Source organism: Oscillibacter valericigenes, from assembly GCF_021531435.1.
GTDB lineage: Bacteria > Bacillota > Clostridia > Oscillospirales > Oscillospiraceae > Oscillibacter > Oscillibacter valericigenes_B.
The window spans coordinates 26,893-41,546 of record NZ_JAFBIS010000006.1 but is presented as its reverse complement, the minus strand read 5'-3'; the positions used below and the strand labels follow the sequence as shown (position 1 = coordinate 41,546).

Annotated in this window: 16 protein-coding genes and 1 riboswitch; of the genes, 12 read left to right on the top strand and 4 right to left on the bottom strand. The window is 61.8% G+C overall.

Going from position 1 to position 14,654, the window contains the following annotated elements:
• The first annotated feature begins 56 nt into the window (after positions 1-56).
• Positions 57-806, top strand: a complete 750-nt coding sequence (locus tag JQM68_RS04825; RefSeq protein WP_235221834.1) for a M15 family metallopeptidase — start codon at positions 57-59, stop codon at positions 804-806.
• A gap of 10 nt (positions 807-816) precedes the next feature.
• Here JQM68_RS04825 and JQM68_RS04820 read toward each other — a convergent pair whose 3' ends face one another.
• From JQM68_RS04820 to JQM68_RS04810, 3 genes are read right to left on the bottom strand one after another with little or no spacing between them, the layout of a single operon-like run.
• Positions 817-1,125: an MGMT family protein gene (locus JQM68_RS04820; RefSeq protein WP_235221832.1), complete on the bottom strand. Its 309-nt coding sequence runs from the start codon at positions 1,123-1,125 to the stop codon at positions 817-819.
• Positions 1,122-1,937 carry a carbon-nitrogen hydrolase family protein gene (locus tag JQM68_RS04815; RefSeq protein WP_235221831.1) on the bottom strand — a complete coding sequence of 272 codons (816 nt, stop codon included), beginning with the start codon at positions 1,935-1,937 and terminating at the stop codon, positions 1,122-1,124. The genes JQM68_RS04820 and JQM68_RS04815 overlap by 4 nt, the downstream gene beginning before the upstream one ends.
• 11 nt (positions 1,938-1,948) lie before the next feature.
• Positions 1,949-2,197: a Smr/MutS family protein gene (locus tag JQM68_RS04810; RefSeq protein WP_235221830.1), complete on the bottom strand. Its 249-nt coding sequence runs from the start codon at positions 2,195-2,197 to the stop codon at positions 1,949-1,951.
• Positions 2,198-2,277: 80 nt separating this feature from the next.
• Here JQM68_RS04810 and JQM68_RS04805 point away from each other — a divergent pair, with 80 nt between their 5' ends.
• From JQM68_RS04805 to JQM68_RS04760, 10 genes are all read left to right on the top strand, one after another.
• A complete protein-coding gene (locus JQM68_RS04805) occupies positions 2,278-2,730 on the top strand; it encodes a YjbQ family protein (RefSeq protein WP_235221828.1) in 453 nt (150 codons plus the stop codon).
• A gap of 224 nt (positions 2,731-2,954) precedes the next feature.
• On the top strand, positions 2,955-5,528 hold the full coding sequence (locus tag JQM68_RS04800) for a cation-translocating P-type ATPase (protein WP_235221826.1): 2,574 nt from the start codon (positions 2,955-2,957) through the stop codon (positions 5,526-5,528).
• An 85-nt stretch (positions 5,529-5,613) separates the two neighbouring features.
• Entirely contained in the window at positions 5,614-6,084 is a 471-nt protein-coding gene (locus JQM68_RS04795) for an NUDIX hydrolase (RefSeq protein ID WP_235221824.1), read from the top strand.
• Positions 6,081-6,464: a DUF3783 domain-containing protein gene (locus JQM68_RS04790; RefSeq protein ID WP_235221822.1), complete on the top strand. Its 384-nt coding sequence runs from the start codon at positions 6,081-6,083 to the stop codon at positions 6,462-6,464. Before JQM68_RS04795 ends, JQM68_RS04790 begins: the two co-directional genes overlap by 4 nt.
• On the top strand, positions 6,461-6,889 hold the full coding sequence (locus tag JQM68_RS04785; RefSeq protein ID WP_235221819.1) for a 2-thiouracil desulfurase family protein: 429 nt from the start codon (positions 6,461-6,463) through the stop codon (positions 6,887-6,889). Before JQM68_RS04790 ends, JQM68_RS04785 begins: the two co-directional genes overlap by 4 nt.
• A gap of 265 nt (positions 6,890-7,154) precedes the next feature.
• On the top strand, positions 7,155-8,513 hold the full coding sequence (locus JQM68_RS04780) for a uracil-xanthine permease family protein (protein ID WP_235221817.1): 1,359 nt from the start codon (positions 7,155-7,157) through the stop codon (positions 8,511-8,513).
• Between the two features lie 115 nt (positions 8,514-8,628).
• Positions 8,629-8,808, top strand: a riboswitch (Lysine riboswitch).
• Positions 8,809-8,878: 70 nt separating this feature from the next.
• On the top strand, positions 8,879-10,507 hold the full coding sequence (locus tag JQM68_RS04775) for a Na+/H+ antiporter NhaC family protein (RefSeq protein WP_235221816.1): 1,629 nt from the start codon (positions 8,879-8,881) through the stop codon (positions 10,505-10,507).
• 107 nt (positions 10,508-10,614) lie between these two features.
• The gene (locus JQM68_RS04770) at positions 10,615-11,616 is read left to right on the top strand and encodes a biotin--[acetyl-CoA-carboxylase] ligase (protein ID WP_235221815.1); all 1,002 of its coding nucleotides are present in this window, start codon (positions 10,615-10,617) and stop codon (positions 11,614-11,616) included.
• Between the two features lie 33 nt (positions 11,617-11,649).
• Positions 11,650-12,192: a chromate transporter gene (locus tag JQM68_RS04765; RefSeq protein WP_235221813.1), complete on the top strand. Its 543-nt coding sequence runs from the start codon at positions 11,650-11,652 to the stop codon at positions 12,190-12,192.
• Entirely contained in the window at positions 12,189-12,803 is a 615-nt protein-coding gene (locus JQM68_RS04760) for a chromate transporter (protein ID WP_235221811.1), read from the top strand. Before JQM68_RS04765 ends, JQM68_RS04760 begins: the two co-directional genes overlap by 4 nt.
• Before the next feature lie 45 nt (positions 12,804-12,848).
• Here the strand turns inward: JQM68_RS04760 and udk are convergent, their stop codons facing one another.
• A complete protein-coding gene (udk, locus tag JQM68_RS04755) occupies positions 12,849-13,466 on the bottom strand; it encodes a uridine kinase (protein WP_235221810.1) in 618 nt (205 codons plus the stop codon).
• 200 nt (positions 13,467-13,666) lie between these two features.
• Here udk and JQM68_RS04750 point away from each other — a divergent pair, with 200 nt between their 5' ends.
• Complete coding sequence (locus JQM68_RS04750) at positions 13,667-14,626, top strand: SH3 domain-containing protein (RefSeq protein WP_235221808.1); 960 nt, start codon at positions 13,667-13,669, stop codon at positions 14,624-14,626.
• Positions 14,627-14,654: the final 28 nt, after the last annotated feature.

The following is a 14,654-nucleotide window of genomic DNA, read 5'->3' as shown; positions in this document are numbered from 1 at the left end:
CGGGTGTATGATGGAGACAAGCTATCAAAGGCCCGGCGGGCCGGAAAGGAATCACGATGAATGTTGCGCGGTGCGCCGCCGCTTTGCTGACGGCGCTGATGCTTATGAGCCCTGCTACATATGCGGCGGATGGGGCCCCGGCGACACAGGCGGGTACCGTACAAACAACGCCTGTTCAGGCGGAGCAGGACTGGCAGCTTCTGCTGGTGAATCCCTGGAACAAGCTGCCGGAGGACTATACGGTGGAACTGAAAAAGCTGCCCAACGGCTTGCAGGTGGACGCCCGGATCTATGACGATTTGACGGCCATGCTGTCAGACTGCCGGAAGGCGGGGCTGCGGCCCCTGGTCTGCTCCGCTTACCGTTCTTCCGAGACCCAGACCCGGCTGTACAACAACAAGATCGCCCGGCTCCGGGCCGCCGGTTACAGCAAGGAGGCCGCCATCCGGGAGGCGGGCCGCTGGGTGGCGGTACCCGGTACCAGCGAGCACCAGACCGGCCTGGCGGTGGACCTGGTGGCGTCCAGTTACCAGGTGCTGGACCGGAAGCAGGAACAGACGGCGGAGCAGAAATGGCTGATGGAGCACTGCTGGGAATATGGTTTTATCCTCCGCTATCCGTCGGATAAAAGTGCCGTCACCGGCATCGGCTACGAGCCGTGGCACTACCGCTACGTGGGCAGGGAAACCTCCAAGGCCATACAAGACAGCGGCCTTTGTCTGGAGGAGTACCTGACCGCGCTGGAAAATGCGGAAAAGAATATACATACGAACGAAAATCAGGAGACGGCAAAAGCCGTCTCCTGATTTTTTAGCGTTATGGCTGCCACTGGCAGCGCTTCAGGTCCGCCCTGCCCTCCGGCGTGAAGACCACGCCCTCCGCTTCCAGCAGCGCCCGCTGGGTGCCTGGGGCATGGGTGTCGAAGCAGCTTTTGGTGCCGCCGAAGCGGTCCACCACCCGGTGGCAGGGGACGGAAGCGTCCCGGCAGGCTGCCATGGCGTAGCCCACTGTCCGGGCGCACCGGGGCATTCCGGCCAGCCGAGCCACCTGGCCGTAGGTGGCGACCTTTCCTGCAGGGATTTGCCGGACGATGTCAATGAACACCGCGAATAGCGGCCCGCTCATTTCTCCCGCACCTCATACAGGTCTGTCCGGCGGGCGGAGAGGATGGGGAGCTGCCGGCGGACGTCATCCAGCCGGGAGAGCGCTAAGTCGGCGTACAGGGTAGTTTCCTCCGCCCCGGCCCGGCACAGAACCGTGCCCCAGGGGTCTACGGCGATGGAATTGCCGTAGGCCACATAGCCCGCGGATTCATCACGGGCGGGGGAGACGCCCACGGTGAAGCACTGGTTATCCACAGCCCGCTGGCGGAACAGCAGCTCCCAGTGGGCGGGGCCGGTGGTCATGTTGAAAGCGGCGGGGACGAAAATGACCTTGGCACCCCGGAGGCACATGCACCGGGCCAGCTCCTCGAACCGCAGGTCGAAGCAGATGCAAAGGCCCATGGTGCCGAATTCCGTCTCAAAGGTGGTGACGGCGTTTCCCGGGGAAAGGGTGTCTGATTCCCGGAACCGCTGGCCGCCCGCCACGTCGATGTCGAACAGGTGGGCCTTGCGGTGTTTTGCCAGCAGCTCGCCTCGCCGACCGTAAACGTAACTGGTATTATAGACGTTTCCCTCCGCCAGCTCCGGGAGGGAGCCGCCCACGATGTAAATGCCGAGCTCCGCCGCCAGGGCGGATAGGGCTGCCTGGGCGGGGCCGTTTTCCGCCTCACCGTAGGAGCAGAAGCAGTCGTTTTGATAGGGACAGCAGAACATCTCCGGCAGGACGGCGATGTCCGCGCCGTGGGCGGCGGCTTCCCGCAGCTTTTCGCAGGCGGTTTGGAGATTGCCCGCCTTATCCGCCGTTACCGTCATCTGAATGAGTGCGATACGCATGGAAAAGCCTCCTAAACATATTCCCGCAGCACCAGCTCCGTGGCGCCGCCGTCGGGGGAGAGGATGAGCCGCTTGACTTTCGGATGGCGGCTGTATGCGGAGCGGATGAAGTCCCGCAGGGCCGTGCCGCCGTGACTGCCGTGGATGAGCCGGATGCGGTAGGTCCCCGCCCTCGTCCGGCGCAGCAGGGCGTCGATGGTCACCTGGGCCTGATAGGTGGTTTTGCCGTGGAGATCCACGGTGACAATGGCCTCGTTCATGCGCTCACCTCGTTTCAAAGCCATTGTACCACGGGCGGAAATGTGTTACAATGCGAAAAACGGCAAAGGAGGCCAGTTTCATGGCAGTTTATACGGAGACGAAAACCTACCACACCAAGGCCCACATGGGCATGATCGACGTGACGGAGGACTTCCAGCACGCGGTATCGGAGGCCTGCAAACAATACGGCATTTCCGCCGGCACCGTCACCGGGTTCACCACCGGCGGCGTGGCGGGCCTGACCACCCTGGAGTTCGAGCCGGGCATGGTGAACCACGACCTGAAGGCGGCGCTGGACGTGTTCTCCCCCTACCTGGACGAGAAGGGCCGGGTGGTACCCTACTGGCACCATGAGACCTGGCACGACGACAACGGTTCCTCCCACATCAAGGCGGCGCTGCTGTCCCCCTTTATCACCATTCCCTTTGTGTCCGGCAAAATCACCATCGGCCCTTGGCAGAATCTGACCCTGGTGGAGTGCGATACTAAAAACCGGGTGCGGGACATCGTGTTCCAGGTGATGGGGGAGTAAGCTTTACAAAACCTGAACGGGCAAAACCCTTGATTTCCGGTTCGGAAGGGCATAAGATACCCACAAGAAAAGGGAGTAGCTGGCACGGTTTCCGTGCATCCGCGGCGTCAGGCCGGGAAAATTTCCCCGCTTCGGATTGAAATGGCGAGACTTTTGCAACAATGCTGTTAGGCATGGATGCAAAGGCCTCGCCTTTTTGCGCCTTGCCGGAAAGGAAGGACGAGATGAAGAAGCGTACCTGGGAGAAAAGCCGGATGGAGCTGTTCCGTGAGCTGGGCTGCCGGGAGGGAGGACTGACGGCAGCGGAGGCGGGTCAGCGGCTGGAAACCTGCGGCCCCAACGAGCTCCAGGCCGGGGGGAAGAAACGTGTTTTTCGGGTGTTTCTGGAGCAGTTCCGGGATTTTTTAGTGGTCATCCTGATTCTGGCGGCGGCAGTGTCCGCCTTTTTGGGAGACGGGGAGAGCGCCATCGTGATTTTGGCGGTCATCACCATGAACGCGGTCCTCGGCACCGTCCAGACGGTGAAGGCCGCCGCGTCCCTGGACAGCTTGAAGCGTATGTCCGCCTCCACCGCCAAGGTGGAGCGGGATGGCCATGTGGTCCAGATCCCGGGTCGGGAAGTGGTGCCCGGCGATGTGGTGGTGCTGGAGGCGGGGGATTCCGTCTGTGCCGACGGCCGCCTGTTGGAGTGCGCCAGAGTAAAATGCGATGAAAGCACCCTTACCGGCGAGAGCCTCCCGGTGGAGAAAGAGACGGGGGAGCTGACAGGAGAGGTGCCCCTGGGCGACAGGAAAAACATGGTGTTCTCCGGCAGCTTTGTCACCTACGGCCGGGCAAAATTCCTGGTGACCGATACCGGCATGGACACGGAAATAGGCAGGATCGCCGCACTGCTCAAGAGCACAGAGGAGAAAAAGACACCGCTGCAAGTCAGCCTGGACCGGTTCGGGCACCACCTTTCTGCCATTATATTGATAATTTGTGCCGTTTTATTCGCTGTCAGCGTGCTGATACGGCGGGAGGACCCCATGCATGCGTTCCTGTTCACCGTGGCTCTGGCGGTGGCGGCCATCCCGGAGGCCTTGAGCTCCATTGTGACCATCGTGCTGTCCTTCGGCACCCAGAAGATGGCGAAAGAGAATGCCATTATCCGAAAGCTCCAGGCGGTGGAGGGGCTGGGCAGCGTGTCCGTCATCTGCTCCGACAAGACCGGCACCCTGACCCAGAACAAAATGACGGTGCGGAAGCTGTATGCCGCCGGGCGGGTCATCAGCGCGGCGGACGCGGATTTTTCCGACCCCATCCAGGAGCCTCTGCTCCGGGCGGCGCTGCTGTGCAGTGACGCCACGGTGGACGACAGCGGCGAGGTGGGCGACCCCACGGAGACCGCCCTGGTGCGGCTGGGAGAGGAACACGGCTTTGACGAGGAGACCACCCGCTCCCGCTGGCCCCGGCTGACGGAGCTCCCCTTTGACTCCGAACGGAAGCTCATGAGCACCGTCCACCAGATGGCCGGCGGGCGGCTGATGTTCACTAAGGGTGCCGTGGATGTACTGCTGGACAGGTGCGTCATCTCCGCGGAGGAGCGGACGGCGGTGGAACAAGTCAATGAGCAGTTTTCCGAGGCGGGGCTGCGGGTGCTGGCCTTTGCCTGCCGCCGCATTGACCGGGAATCCGTCAGCCCGGAGGACGAAAACGGCCTGGACTTCCTGGGGCTCATCGCCATGATGGACCCGCCCCGGGAGGAGTCGAAGCAGGCGGTGGCATCGTGCGTTGCCGCCGGTATCCGGCCCGTTATGATCACCGGAGACCACAAGGTCACCGCCTCCGCCATCGCGAAGGAGATCGGGATTCTGCGAGAGGGTACGCAGGCGGTGGAGGGCGCTGTTCTGGACGGAATGCGTGATGAGGAGCTGCGGGAGTTCGTTCCGCATGTCAGCGTGTACGCCCGGGTGACGCCGGAGCATAAAATTCGCATCGTCCGGGCATGGCAGGAGCGGGGGGACCTGGTGGCGATGACGGGAGACGGCGTCAACGACGCCCCGGCCCTGAAGCAGGCGGACATCGGTGTTGCCATGGGCGTCACCGGCACGGAGGTGGCAAAGGACGCCGCCGGGATGGTGCTGACAGACGACAACTTCGCCACCATCGTCCAAGCGGTGAAAAACGGCCGGAACGTCTACGCCAACATCAAAAAGGCCATCCAGTTTCTGCTGTCCGGCAACACGGCGGGCATTCTGGCGGTGCTGTATGCCTCCCTCATGGGCCTGCCGGTGCCCTTTGAGGCGGTGCACCTGCTGTTTATCAACCTATTGACGGATTCCCTGCCCGCCATCGCCCTGGGGCTGGAGCCCCATACCGACGAAGTGATGAAAGAGCGGCCCCGGCCCCGGAACGAGGGGATCCTGACCCGGGATTTTCTTACGAATGTGGGCGTGGAGGGGCTGGTCATCGCCGCCGCCACTGTAATTGCGTTCCGCATCGGACTGGGGCACAGCGAGGCGGCGGGCAGTACCATGGCCTTTGCAACGCTGTGCCTTTCCCGCCTGTTCCATGGCTTCAACTGCAAATCCCAGCGGCCCGTGCTGCTGACGAAGCGGTTTTGGAACAACCGCTGGCTGCTGGGGGCTTTTGCCTCGGGCGCGGCCCTGCTGACGGCGGTGCTGCTGGTTCCCGCGCTGGAGCCGCTTTTTAAAGTTGCCCGGCTGTCCGCCGGACTGCTGGGCGCCGTCGTGGGGTTGTCCGCGGGCTCCATGCTGATGATCCAGCTTTTAAAGGCGCTGCGGTCCCGCGGCTGAGCCCAAAAGAAAAGCTCCGAAACCGGGGCTTTTCTTTTGGGCGGGATACGGGTATAATGATACAAAAAGAGGAGGGAGAGGCTCTGTGATCAACTCTACCCTGTGTTACCTGGAGCGGGGAGACCAGTACCTGATGCTCCACCGGGTGAAAAAGAAAAACGATATGAACCACGACAAGTGGATCGGCGTGGGCGGCAAGTTCGAGGAGGGGGAGAGCCCGGAGGACTGCGTCCTGCGGGAGACCTTCGAGGAGACGGGCCTGACCCTGACGGACTACCGTTACCGGGGGCTGGTGACTTTTGTGTCCGACCAGTATCCCACGGAGTACATGCACCTGTTTACCGCCACCGGCTGGACGGGGGAGTCCCATCCCTGCGACGAGGGGGAGCTGGCGTGGATCAAAAAGGCGGAGCTGCTGTCCCTGCCCCTGTGGGAAGGAGACAAGATATTCCTGCGGCTGCTGGACACGGCACGGCCCTTTTTCTCCCTGAAACTGAAATACGAGGGAGAAAAGCTGGTGCTGGCGGTGCTGGACGGGAAGGAGGACGTTTTATGAGTGGAAAACTTCTGCTGTTCGGCTTTGACTCTTTGCTGAGCGTGCTGGCCCTGGAGACGGCGGTCGGGCCGCTTGGCGTGGAGCTGGTGCCTGTGGCCCGGAAGGACTATAACAAGCCCCTGGCGGTGATGGCGGGGCAGGATACCGCTCCCGGCCCCATGGCCGACTACGCCGGGGGCACCCTGGGGGGCCGGATGATCGTGCTGTGCGGCCTGGAGAAGCAGCTGGATACGCTGCTGCCCGCCCTGTCCCAGGCAGGGGCCGGGCCGGACTGCCTGAAAGCTGTGCTGACGCCTCACAACCGGGGCTGGAACGGCGTGATGCTGTACGCGGAGCTGCAAAAGGAGCGCCGGGCGTTCCAGAAAGGCGGAAAAGGATGAAAATTCTGATCTCCGCCTGCCTGCTGGGGGCTTGCTGCCGGTATGACGGCGCGTCCAAGGCCCACCCGCTGGCGGCATTGCTGGCGGAGCGCCACACTCTGGTGCCCGTCTGCCCGGAGCAGCTGGGCGGTCTGCCCACGCCCCGCCCGCCAGCGGAGCGGCGGGGAGGCCGGGTGGTGACCCGGAGCGGCGATGTGACAGAGCAGTACCTCAGGGGCGCGGAGGAGACGTTGAAGTTATGTAAACTCCTTGGCTGTGAGGCGGCGGTGCTGAAAGAGCGCAGTCCCTCCTGCGGCCGGGGCCAGGTCTACGACGGCACCTTTTCCGGCACCCTGACGGCGGGAGACGGCGTGACGGCGGAGCTGCTGGCGGCCCACGGTATCCCGGTGTATGGGGAATCCCAGATCGAAAAATTGCTGAAATGACGGTGGAAAAAGATTCCACCGTCATTTTTGACAATTTCCGACGGATTTTTTATCGCCAACTCATGGAAAAGAAACCTTGCAATACGTCGTACCTTTCTGTATAATAAGCGAAAATAACGAAGGGAGGGACTGCATATGCTGTATCCGGCGTTTGGAAAGCATCTGGCGGCAGTTTCCTCTTTTTCTTATTTTCCCTATGTTTGACCGGCTATTGGTGCCGGTATTTTTTTTGCCTGTGTGCGTATCAAAAGAGAGGAGATCAGAAATGAACGAGAAAAAATCCAACATCGGTCAGCAGCCCATCCGGGACGCTCGGACGCTGGGTATCCCCAAGATGCTGATCCTGGGCCTGCAGCACATGTTCGCCATGTTCGGCGCCACCGTTCTGGTGCCCATCCTGGTCCAGAGCTACGGCCTGCCCCTCAGCATCCAGACCACCCTGTTCTTCGCCGGTATCGGCACCCTGTTCTTCCATGTCTGCACGAAGATGAAGGTCCCCGCCTTCCTGGGCTCCTCCTTCGCCTTCCTGGGCGGCTTCGCCGCCATGGGCGCTATGGACCAGGGCATTTACGCCGCCATGGACGCCTCCGAAAAGCTGCAGTATGCCTGCGGCGGCATTGTGGCGGCGGGCCTGCTGTATGTGGTGCTGGCTGCCATCATCAAGGCGGTGGGCGTCCATCGCGTCATGCACTACCTGCCCCCTGTGGTCACCGGCCCCATCATCATCCTCATCGGCCTGAATCTGGCCCCCTCCGCCGTGTCCAACGCCTCCACCTGCTGGTGGCTGGCCCTGGTGGCTATGGCCATCATCATCGTGGCCAACATCTGGGGCAAGGGCATGATCAAGATCATCCCCATCCTGCTGGGTGTGGTGGGTTCGTATATCGTGGCCCTCATCGCCGGCAAGGTGGACTTCTCCACCATGGAGGGCGTGGCTATCGTGGGCCTGCAGCCCTTCTTCACTGACTTCGGCGGCAGCATCGCCAAGTTCGACATCTCCGCCATCCTGGTGATGGCGCCCATCGCCATCGCCTCCATGATGGAGCACATCGGCGATATGTCCGCCATCTCCGCCACCGTGGGCGAGAACTTCATCGAGGACCCCGGCCTGCACCGGACCCTCATCGGCGACGGCATCGCAACCTCCCTGTCCGCCCTGTTCGGCGGCCCCGCCAACACCACCTATGGCGAGAACACCGGCGTGCTGGTGCTGTCCAAGGTCCATGATCCCCGGGTCATCCGGCTGGCTGCTGTCTATGCTCTGGTGCTGTCCTTCAGCCCCTGGTTCGCCGCTTTCATCAACTCCATCCCCGCGGCCATCATCGGCGGCGTCAGCTTCATCCTCTACGGCATGATCTCCGCCATCGGCGTGCGGAACGTGGTGGAGAACCAGGTGGACTTCACCAACAGCCGCAACCTCATCATCGCCGCTGTTATTCTGGTCTGCGGCCTGGGCTTTACCGGCGGCCTGACCTTCCAGGTGGGCGGCGCCTCCATTACCCTGACCTCTCTGGCCATCGCCGCCATCGCCGGCATCATCCTCAACGCCATCCTGCCCGGCAACGACTTCCACTTCGGCAAGAGCGCCAACTCCGACGCCTCTGCCAACCTGGGCCAGTATTGAGCTTTACCGGAAGGGGCGCCGCTTTTGCGGCGCTCCTTTTGTTTTTCAGAGAAAGACAGGGAAATTTGGAAAAGTTCATTGACTTTTCCCAAAACTCCTATATAATAGAACCGCTAAGCATGATAGAGGCGCGAAAGTCAAGAGTCGTCCATCCCACAGGGACAGGCACCGGGATGGACAAAAGGGGCTTTCGCCGAGGTTTCGGAGCTTTCTGCCTGGAGAGCACGGGGCCGGGCCGAGGGAGAAGATCCTCCGGACTGTCGTCTCCTCAGGGAGGCGGAGCGCTGTCGTGGGTCCATACGCTGATCGCCGTATGAAGTCATGGCAGAAGTCATGACTTCATTTTTTGTTAGGAGAGAGAAAACATGAGAAACCTGAGAAGACGGCTGCTGCCCCTTCTGGCGGTGGTACTGCTGGTATGCAGCGCCATGACCGTCACCGCCTTCGCCGCCGGCGATGAGGCCGCGGCTCCCAGTATGTATGGCACATTCTGGGCGCTGATCCCGCCCTTCGTGGCGATCATCCTGGCGCTGATCACCAAGCAGGCTTACCTGTCATTGTTCCTGGGCGTGATCGTGGGCGGCCTGTTCGTCTGTGATTTTGCCCCCATCACAACCCTGGACACGGTCCTGAACGCCGGACTGATCGATTCCATTTCCGGCAATGCCGGCATCTTCCTGTTCCTGGTGCTGCTGGGCATCATCGTGGCCATGGTCAATGCCAGCGGCGCCAGCGCCGCTTTTGGCCGCTGGGCCGAGAAAAACATCAAGAGCAAGACCGGCGCTATGCTGGCCACGTTCGCTCTGGGTGTTCTGATCTTCATTGACGACTATTTCAATTGCCTGACGGTGGGCTCCGTGATGAAGCCCGTCACAGACGGCCACAAGATCTCCCGCGCTAAGCTGGCCTATCTGATCGACGCCACCGCCGCTCCCATCTGCATGATCGCCCCCATCTCCTCCTGGGCTGCTGCTATGGCTGTGGCTACTGCTGATCTGGATGTGGGTTATACCGGCATCGAGCTGTTTATCCGCGCGATCCCCTATAACTTCTACTCTCTGCTGACCCTGGTATTCGTGGTGGCGCTGGCTTTCATGAAGTTTGATTACGGCCCCATGCAGCTGCGCGAGATGAATGCCCAGCTCACGGGTGATCTGGGCGCACTCTCCGGCTCGGAAGAGAATGTGTCCAATCCCCGCAGCAAGGTGATCGACCTGCTGCTGCCCGTGGTGGTTCTGATCGTTGCCTGCTTTGTGGGTATGATCTATGTCGGCGGTTTCTTCGGCGTTGACATTTGGGGCGGCACCGAGTGCGCCGGCGACCTGTTCGCGGCTTTCAGCAACACCGATTGCTTTGTGGGCCTGCCCTGGGGCGGTATTATCGCTCTGGCTTTCACGATGATCTACTTCCTGTGCCGCCGGGTCATCACCTTCCAGGACGCGATGGAATGCATCCCCAAGGGCTTCGTCGCCATGGTTCCCCCCATCACCATCCTGACGCTGGCCGTTGCTCTGAAGAATATGATCGGCAGTTTGGGAGCGGATGCCTTCTTTGAGACCGTTATGACCGGCGCAGCTTCCTCTCTGTACAGCATGCTGCCCGCCGTTATTTTCGTGGCAGCCTGCATTCTGGCCTTCTCCTCCGGCACTTCCTGGGGTACGTTCAGCATTCTCATTCCCATCGTGGCGGCGATCTTCCCCACTGGCAGCGAACTGCTGGTCATCGGCATGTCCGCCTGTCTGGCCGGCGCTGTCTGCGGCGACCACTGCTCTCCCATCTCCGATACTACCATCATGGCTTCTGCAGGCGCTCAGTGCGACCACATTGACCATGTGAAGACCCAGCTGCCCTATGCCGTCACCGTGGCTGCCATCAGCTTTGTCAACTACATCATTGCCGGTTTTGTGCAGAACGCGGTCATCTGCCTGCTGATCGGCGCGGTGCTGACCGTCGCTGTGTTGTTCGGCATCAAGAAGGTCACGGCGAAAGCCTGATAGATCCTGTTTTCCATAATCGCCCGGTTCTTCGGAACCGGGCGGTTTACATTTATGGGAGAACGTGGTACACTGGTTTCCGATTTCAGAGGAAAGGGGAGACGGATATGAGCCGTGATACGGTTTTGGCGCTTCTGCGGGCCAGCGGGGGCGCGTTCCTCTCCGGCGAGGAGTTGAGCCGCCGGCTGGGACTGAGCCGCACCGCCGTTTGGAAGGCGGTGGATGCCCTGCGGAAGGACGGCTATGACATTGAGGCCCGCACCGGCATGGGCTACCGGCTGAACGGAACGCCCGACGCCCTGACGGAGGCGGAGATCCGGCCCCTTCTGCGGCCGACGGCATCAGTGGGCCGGGAGCTTCGGTGCTTTGACGAGGTCGACTCCACCAACACCTACGCCAAGCAGATCGCCCTGGAGGGCGCGGCGGACGGCACGGTGGTAGTGGCCAACTGCCAGACGGCGGGCCGGGGGCGGATGGACCGCGCCTTCCAGTCTCCCCGGGATAAGGGCATTTATCTGACGGCCCTCCTGCGGCCCGACCTGCCCACGGAGCGGTTGATGCCGGTGACGGCGCTGGCGGGCGTGGCGGTGTGCCGGGCGGTGGAGCAGGTCTGCGGCGTCCGGCCCGGATTGAAGTGGCCCAACGACCCGGTGCTGGGCCATAAAAAGCTCTGCGGCATCCTGACCGAGCTGTCCGTGGAGGCGGAGACGGGAAGGCTCCAATACCTGGTGCTGGGCATCGGCATCAATGTGCTGCACACGGCGGAGGACTTTTCCCCGGATGTGGCGGCCATGGCGACTTCCCTCGCCATGGAGCTGGGACGCCCTGTGTCCCGGCCCGCTCTGGCGGCGGCGCTGATCGGGGAGCTGGACAGCCTGTATGACGGGCTGAAAGCCGGGAATCTGACGGAGTATCTGGCGGAGTACCGCAGGGACTGCGTGAATTTGGGCAGGACTGTGCAGCTCATCTCCCCGGCCGGGCGGGAGACTGTCACCGCCGTGGGCGTCGACCCGGAGTTTGGTCTGGTGGTGCGGCGGGCGGACGGCGCGGAAAAGACCGTCCGCTCCGGCGAGGTCTCCGTCCGGGGCATGTACGGCTACGTGGAATGAGGCGCTTGGAACGAAGCGATAGGAGTGAATGTTTTGAAGAAACTTTTGGAATTGTTCTGGACCTTTGCGAAAATGGGCGCCATGACCTTCGGCGGCGGCTACGCCATGCTGCCCATTCTGCAGCGGGAGGTGGTGGAGAACAAGCACTGGGCCACCGAGGAGGAACTGACGGATTACTTTGCCATCGGCCAGTGTACGCCGGGCATCATCGCGGTGAATACCGCCACCTTTATCGGGCAGAAGTACATGGGGGTGGCCGGCGGCATCGCTGCCACGCTGGGCGTGGTGTTCCCGTCCCTGGTCATTATCTCCATCCTCGCCGGGCTCATCACCAACTTCGCCCATCTGACCTGGGTGCAGAACGCCTTCGCCGGTATCCAGGTCTGTGTATGCGTGCTGATCTTCAACGCTGTGCGGAAGCTGTGGAAGAAGTCCGTTGTGGATAAGCGGACCTGCGTGATCTTCCTGCTGGTGCTGGCGGGAGGCATTTTCCTGGACCTCTCCCCGGTGTGGTATGTGATCGCCGCGGCGGTGGCGGGCATCGTTCTGAAGAATCTGGAGGTGAAGGCAGTATGATGGCGACGTATCTGCGGCTCTGCTGGGAGTTTTTCAAGACCGGCCTGTTCGCCATCGGCGGCGGCATGGCGACCTTGCCCTTCCTGACCAACATCGGCGAGACCACCGGCTGGTACACCCAGACGGAGCTGATGAACATGCTGGCGGTGTCCGAATCCACCCCCGGCCCCATCGGTATCAATATGGCGACCTATGTGGGCTTTACCGTGGGCGGCGTCCCCGGCGCTATTCTGGCCACGCTCAGCGAGGTGGCGCCCTCTATCATCATCATCCTGATCATTGCGGTCATGCTGAAAAAGTTCCGGGACAGCAAGTATGTCAACAACGCCTTTTACGGCCTGCGGCCCGCGTCCACCGGACTGATCGGCGCCGCCTGCGTGTCTGTGATCCTGGAGGTGCTGACCTGCATCCGGGTGGCCTCCGCCGACGGCTCCCTGCTGAACAGCTTCGAGATGACAGGCGGGAGCCTGCTGAACCTGCGGGGGCTGATCCTGGCGGCGGTGCTGCTGGTGCTGACCAACTGGGTGAAGCCCACGAAAAACCTCCATCCCATCGTGTTCATTGGCCTGTCCGCCGTGGTGGGCGTGGTGTTCGGCTTTGCCGGCGTATAACGATTTCCGCACAAAAAATGCCGGAGGCACAGCCTCCGGCGTTTTTCATGCTTCGTCGATATGGTTTTGGATGCGCTGCATGATCATCTCCAGGGCCACCAGGTTGTGGCCGCCCTCCAGCACCACGATGTCCGCGTACTTCCGGGAGGGCTCCACGTACTGCTCATGCATGGGCTTCACTGTGGTGAGGTACTGGTCTACCACTGACTGCAGCGTCCGCCCCCGCTCCTCCACGTCCCGCAGGGCGCGGCGGAGGATGCGGACGTCGGCGTCGGTCTCCACGAAAATTTTGATGTCGAACATGTCCCGCAGGGTGGGGTTCTGGAAAATCAGAATGCCCTCCACGATGATGACCTTGTTGGGCCGCACTGTCACTGTCTCATCGGTGCGGTTGTGCTCCACGTAGGAGTATACCGGGCACTGGATGGCGTGTCCCGCCTTCAGCTCTTTCAGGTGCTGGATGAGCAGGTCCGTGTCAAAGGCGCTGGGGTGGTCATAGTTCACCTTGGCCCGCTCCTCATAGGTCCTGCCCTCCTGACGCTTATAATAGCTGTCGTGGCCGATGACGGTGACATGGTCGCCGAAATGCTCCTTCAAATGCCGGGTCAGGGTAGTCTTGCCGGAGCCGGTGCCGCCGGCGATGCCGATGAGGATGGTGTTCATAGGCAGTCTCCTCCAGATTTTGCAGAAATGTCACAAAACGGAACTCTTTTTGCATTATTATAAGAGCGCCGAAGGGCAAAAGCAAGGGAAGGGAGACGATAAAGTGCGGATTTCCGGAAAATTCGACGCGCCGGACTTGACGGAGCAGAGAAAAGCCGATATTATGTAAAGCATAGACAGAAACAAGCGGGAGGTCTACCATGGCAATGAAACGCTGCCCCGTCTGCGGGGAAAAATACTCCGATACATATAGAGATTGTCCTTTCTGTGAGGAAGAAGAGGCGCTGCGGGAGGGTGAGAAGCTCCGCCGGAGCCGGGGCGGACACCGGGCGTCCAGAACCCGGCAGTTCAGCCTCATCACGCCCACGCTGATCGTGCTGATCCTGATCATGGCGGGCTTGCTGGTCTATCTGCTGTACGGCGACCAGCTCAAGGAGAAGTTCGGCAAGGACAGCGAACCGGACAAGCCCTCCACAGAGGAAGTGACCCCGGTGAAGCCGGCGCCGACTGAGGAGAAACCGGACGTCACGGAGCCTGAAAACAGCGGGGAGGAGCCCGGCACCATGCCGGAGGAGGACCCCAATGCCGCCACGACGCCGGACATGCCGGCGGCCCAGACGGACTATGATAAGATCATGGCCCTGCCCAGCGGCCTGACCCTGAGCACCACGGACTTCACCTTGAAGAATGTGGGCGAGACGGCTACCATCAGGGTCTCCGGCGGCAGCGGCAGCTACACCTGGGCCAGTGAGGACGACGGCGTTGCCGCTGTGGACGGCAATGGCAAGGTCACCGCCATCTCCCGGGGTACGATCAACGTCGTGGTGTCCGACGGCAGCAAGAAGGGCGTGTGCGTCGTCCGGTGCAATGTCAGCGGCAGCGCCGCGGCGACGACGCCTTCCACCGGCGATACCGGGACAACGCCCGTCTCCGGCAGCGGCCTGAAAGCGGGCTCCGCCAAGGTCATCAACGGCGGCAACGGCGTCCGGGTGCGCTCCGGCCCCGGTACGACTTATGATATTCTGGCCACGATCCCCAACGGCGGCTCCGTGAAGATCGTGGAGAGCGCGGGCGACGGCTGGTACAAGATCACCTTCTCCGCTGTGGGCGGCGCGACGACGACCGGCTACATGAAGGGCGAGTACCTGGCGAACAACTGACACAAAATATCCCCGGATACCTTGGTAT

Bases quoted from the DNA above. Each gene is read 5' to 3' on its own strand.
- JQM68_RS04785 (WP_235221819.1), top strand. From the start codon at position 6,461: ATGAAAATTCTGATCTCCGCCTGCCTGCTGGGGGCTTGCTGCCGGTAT.
- JQM68_RS04760 (WP_235221811.1), top strand. From the start codon at position 12,189: ATGATGGCGACGTATCTGCGGCTCTGCTGGGAGTTTTTCAAGACCGGC.
- JQM68_RS04750 (WP_235221808.1), top strand. From the start codon at position 13,667: ATGGCAATGAAACGCTGCCCCGTCTGCGGGGAAAAATACTCCGATACA.
- udk (WP_235221810.1), bottom strand. From the start codon at position 13,466: ATGAACACCATCCTCATCGGCATCGCCGGCGGCACCGGCTCCGGCAAG.
- JQM68_RS04790 (WP_235221822.1), top strand. From the start codon at position 6,081: ATGAGTGGAAAACTTCTGCTGTTCGGCTTTGACTCTTTGCTGAGCGTG.
- JQM68_RS04810 (WP_235221830.1), bottom strand. From the start codon at position 2,197: ATGAACGAGGCCATTGTCACCGTGGATCTCCACGGCAAAACCACCTAT.
- JQM68_RS04780 (WP_235221817.1), top strand. From the start codon at position 7,155: ATGAACGAGAAAAAATCCAACATCGGTCAGCAGCCCATCCGGGACGCT.
- JQM68_RS04805 (WP_235221828.1), top strand. From the start codon at position 2,278: ATGGCAGTTTATACGGAGACGAAAACCTACCACACCAAGGCCCACATG.
- JQM68_RS04800 (WP_235221826.1), top strand. From the start codon at position 2,955: ATGAAGAAGCGTACCTGGGAGAAAAGCCGGATGGAGCTGTTCCGTGAG.
- JQM68_RS04825 (WP_235221834.1), top strand. From the start codon at position 57: ATGAATGTTGCGCGGTGCGCCGCCGCTTTGCTGACGGCGCTGATGCTT.
- JQM68_RS04770 (WP_235221815.1), top strand. From the start codon at position 10,615: ATGAGCCGTGATACGGTTTTGGCGCTTCTGCGGGCCAGCGGGGGCGCG.
- JQM68_RS04815 (WP_235221831.1), bottom strand. From the start codon at position 1,937: ATGCGTATCGCACTCATTCAGATGACGGTAACGGCGGATAAGGCGGGC.
- JQM68_RS04820 (WP_235221832.1), bottom strand. From the start codon at position 1,125: ATGAGCGGGCCGCTATTCGCGGTGTTCATTGACATCGTCCGGCAAATC.
- JQM68_RS04775 (WP_235221816.1), top strand. From the start codon at position 8,879: ATGAGAAACCTGAGAAGACGGCTGCTGCCCCTTCTGGCGGTGGTACTG.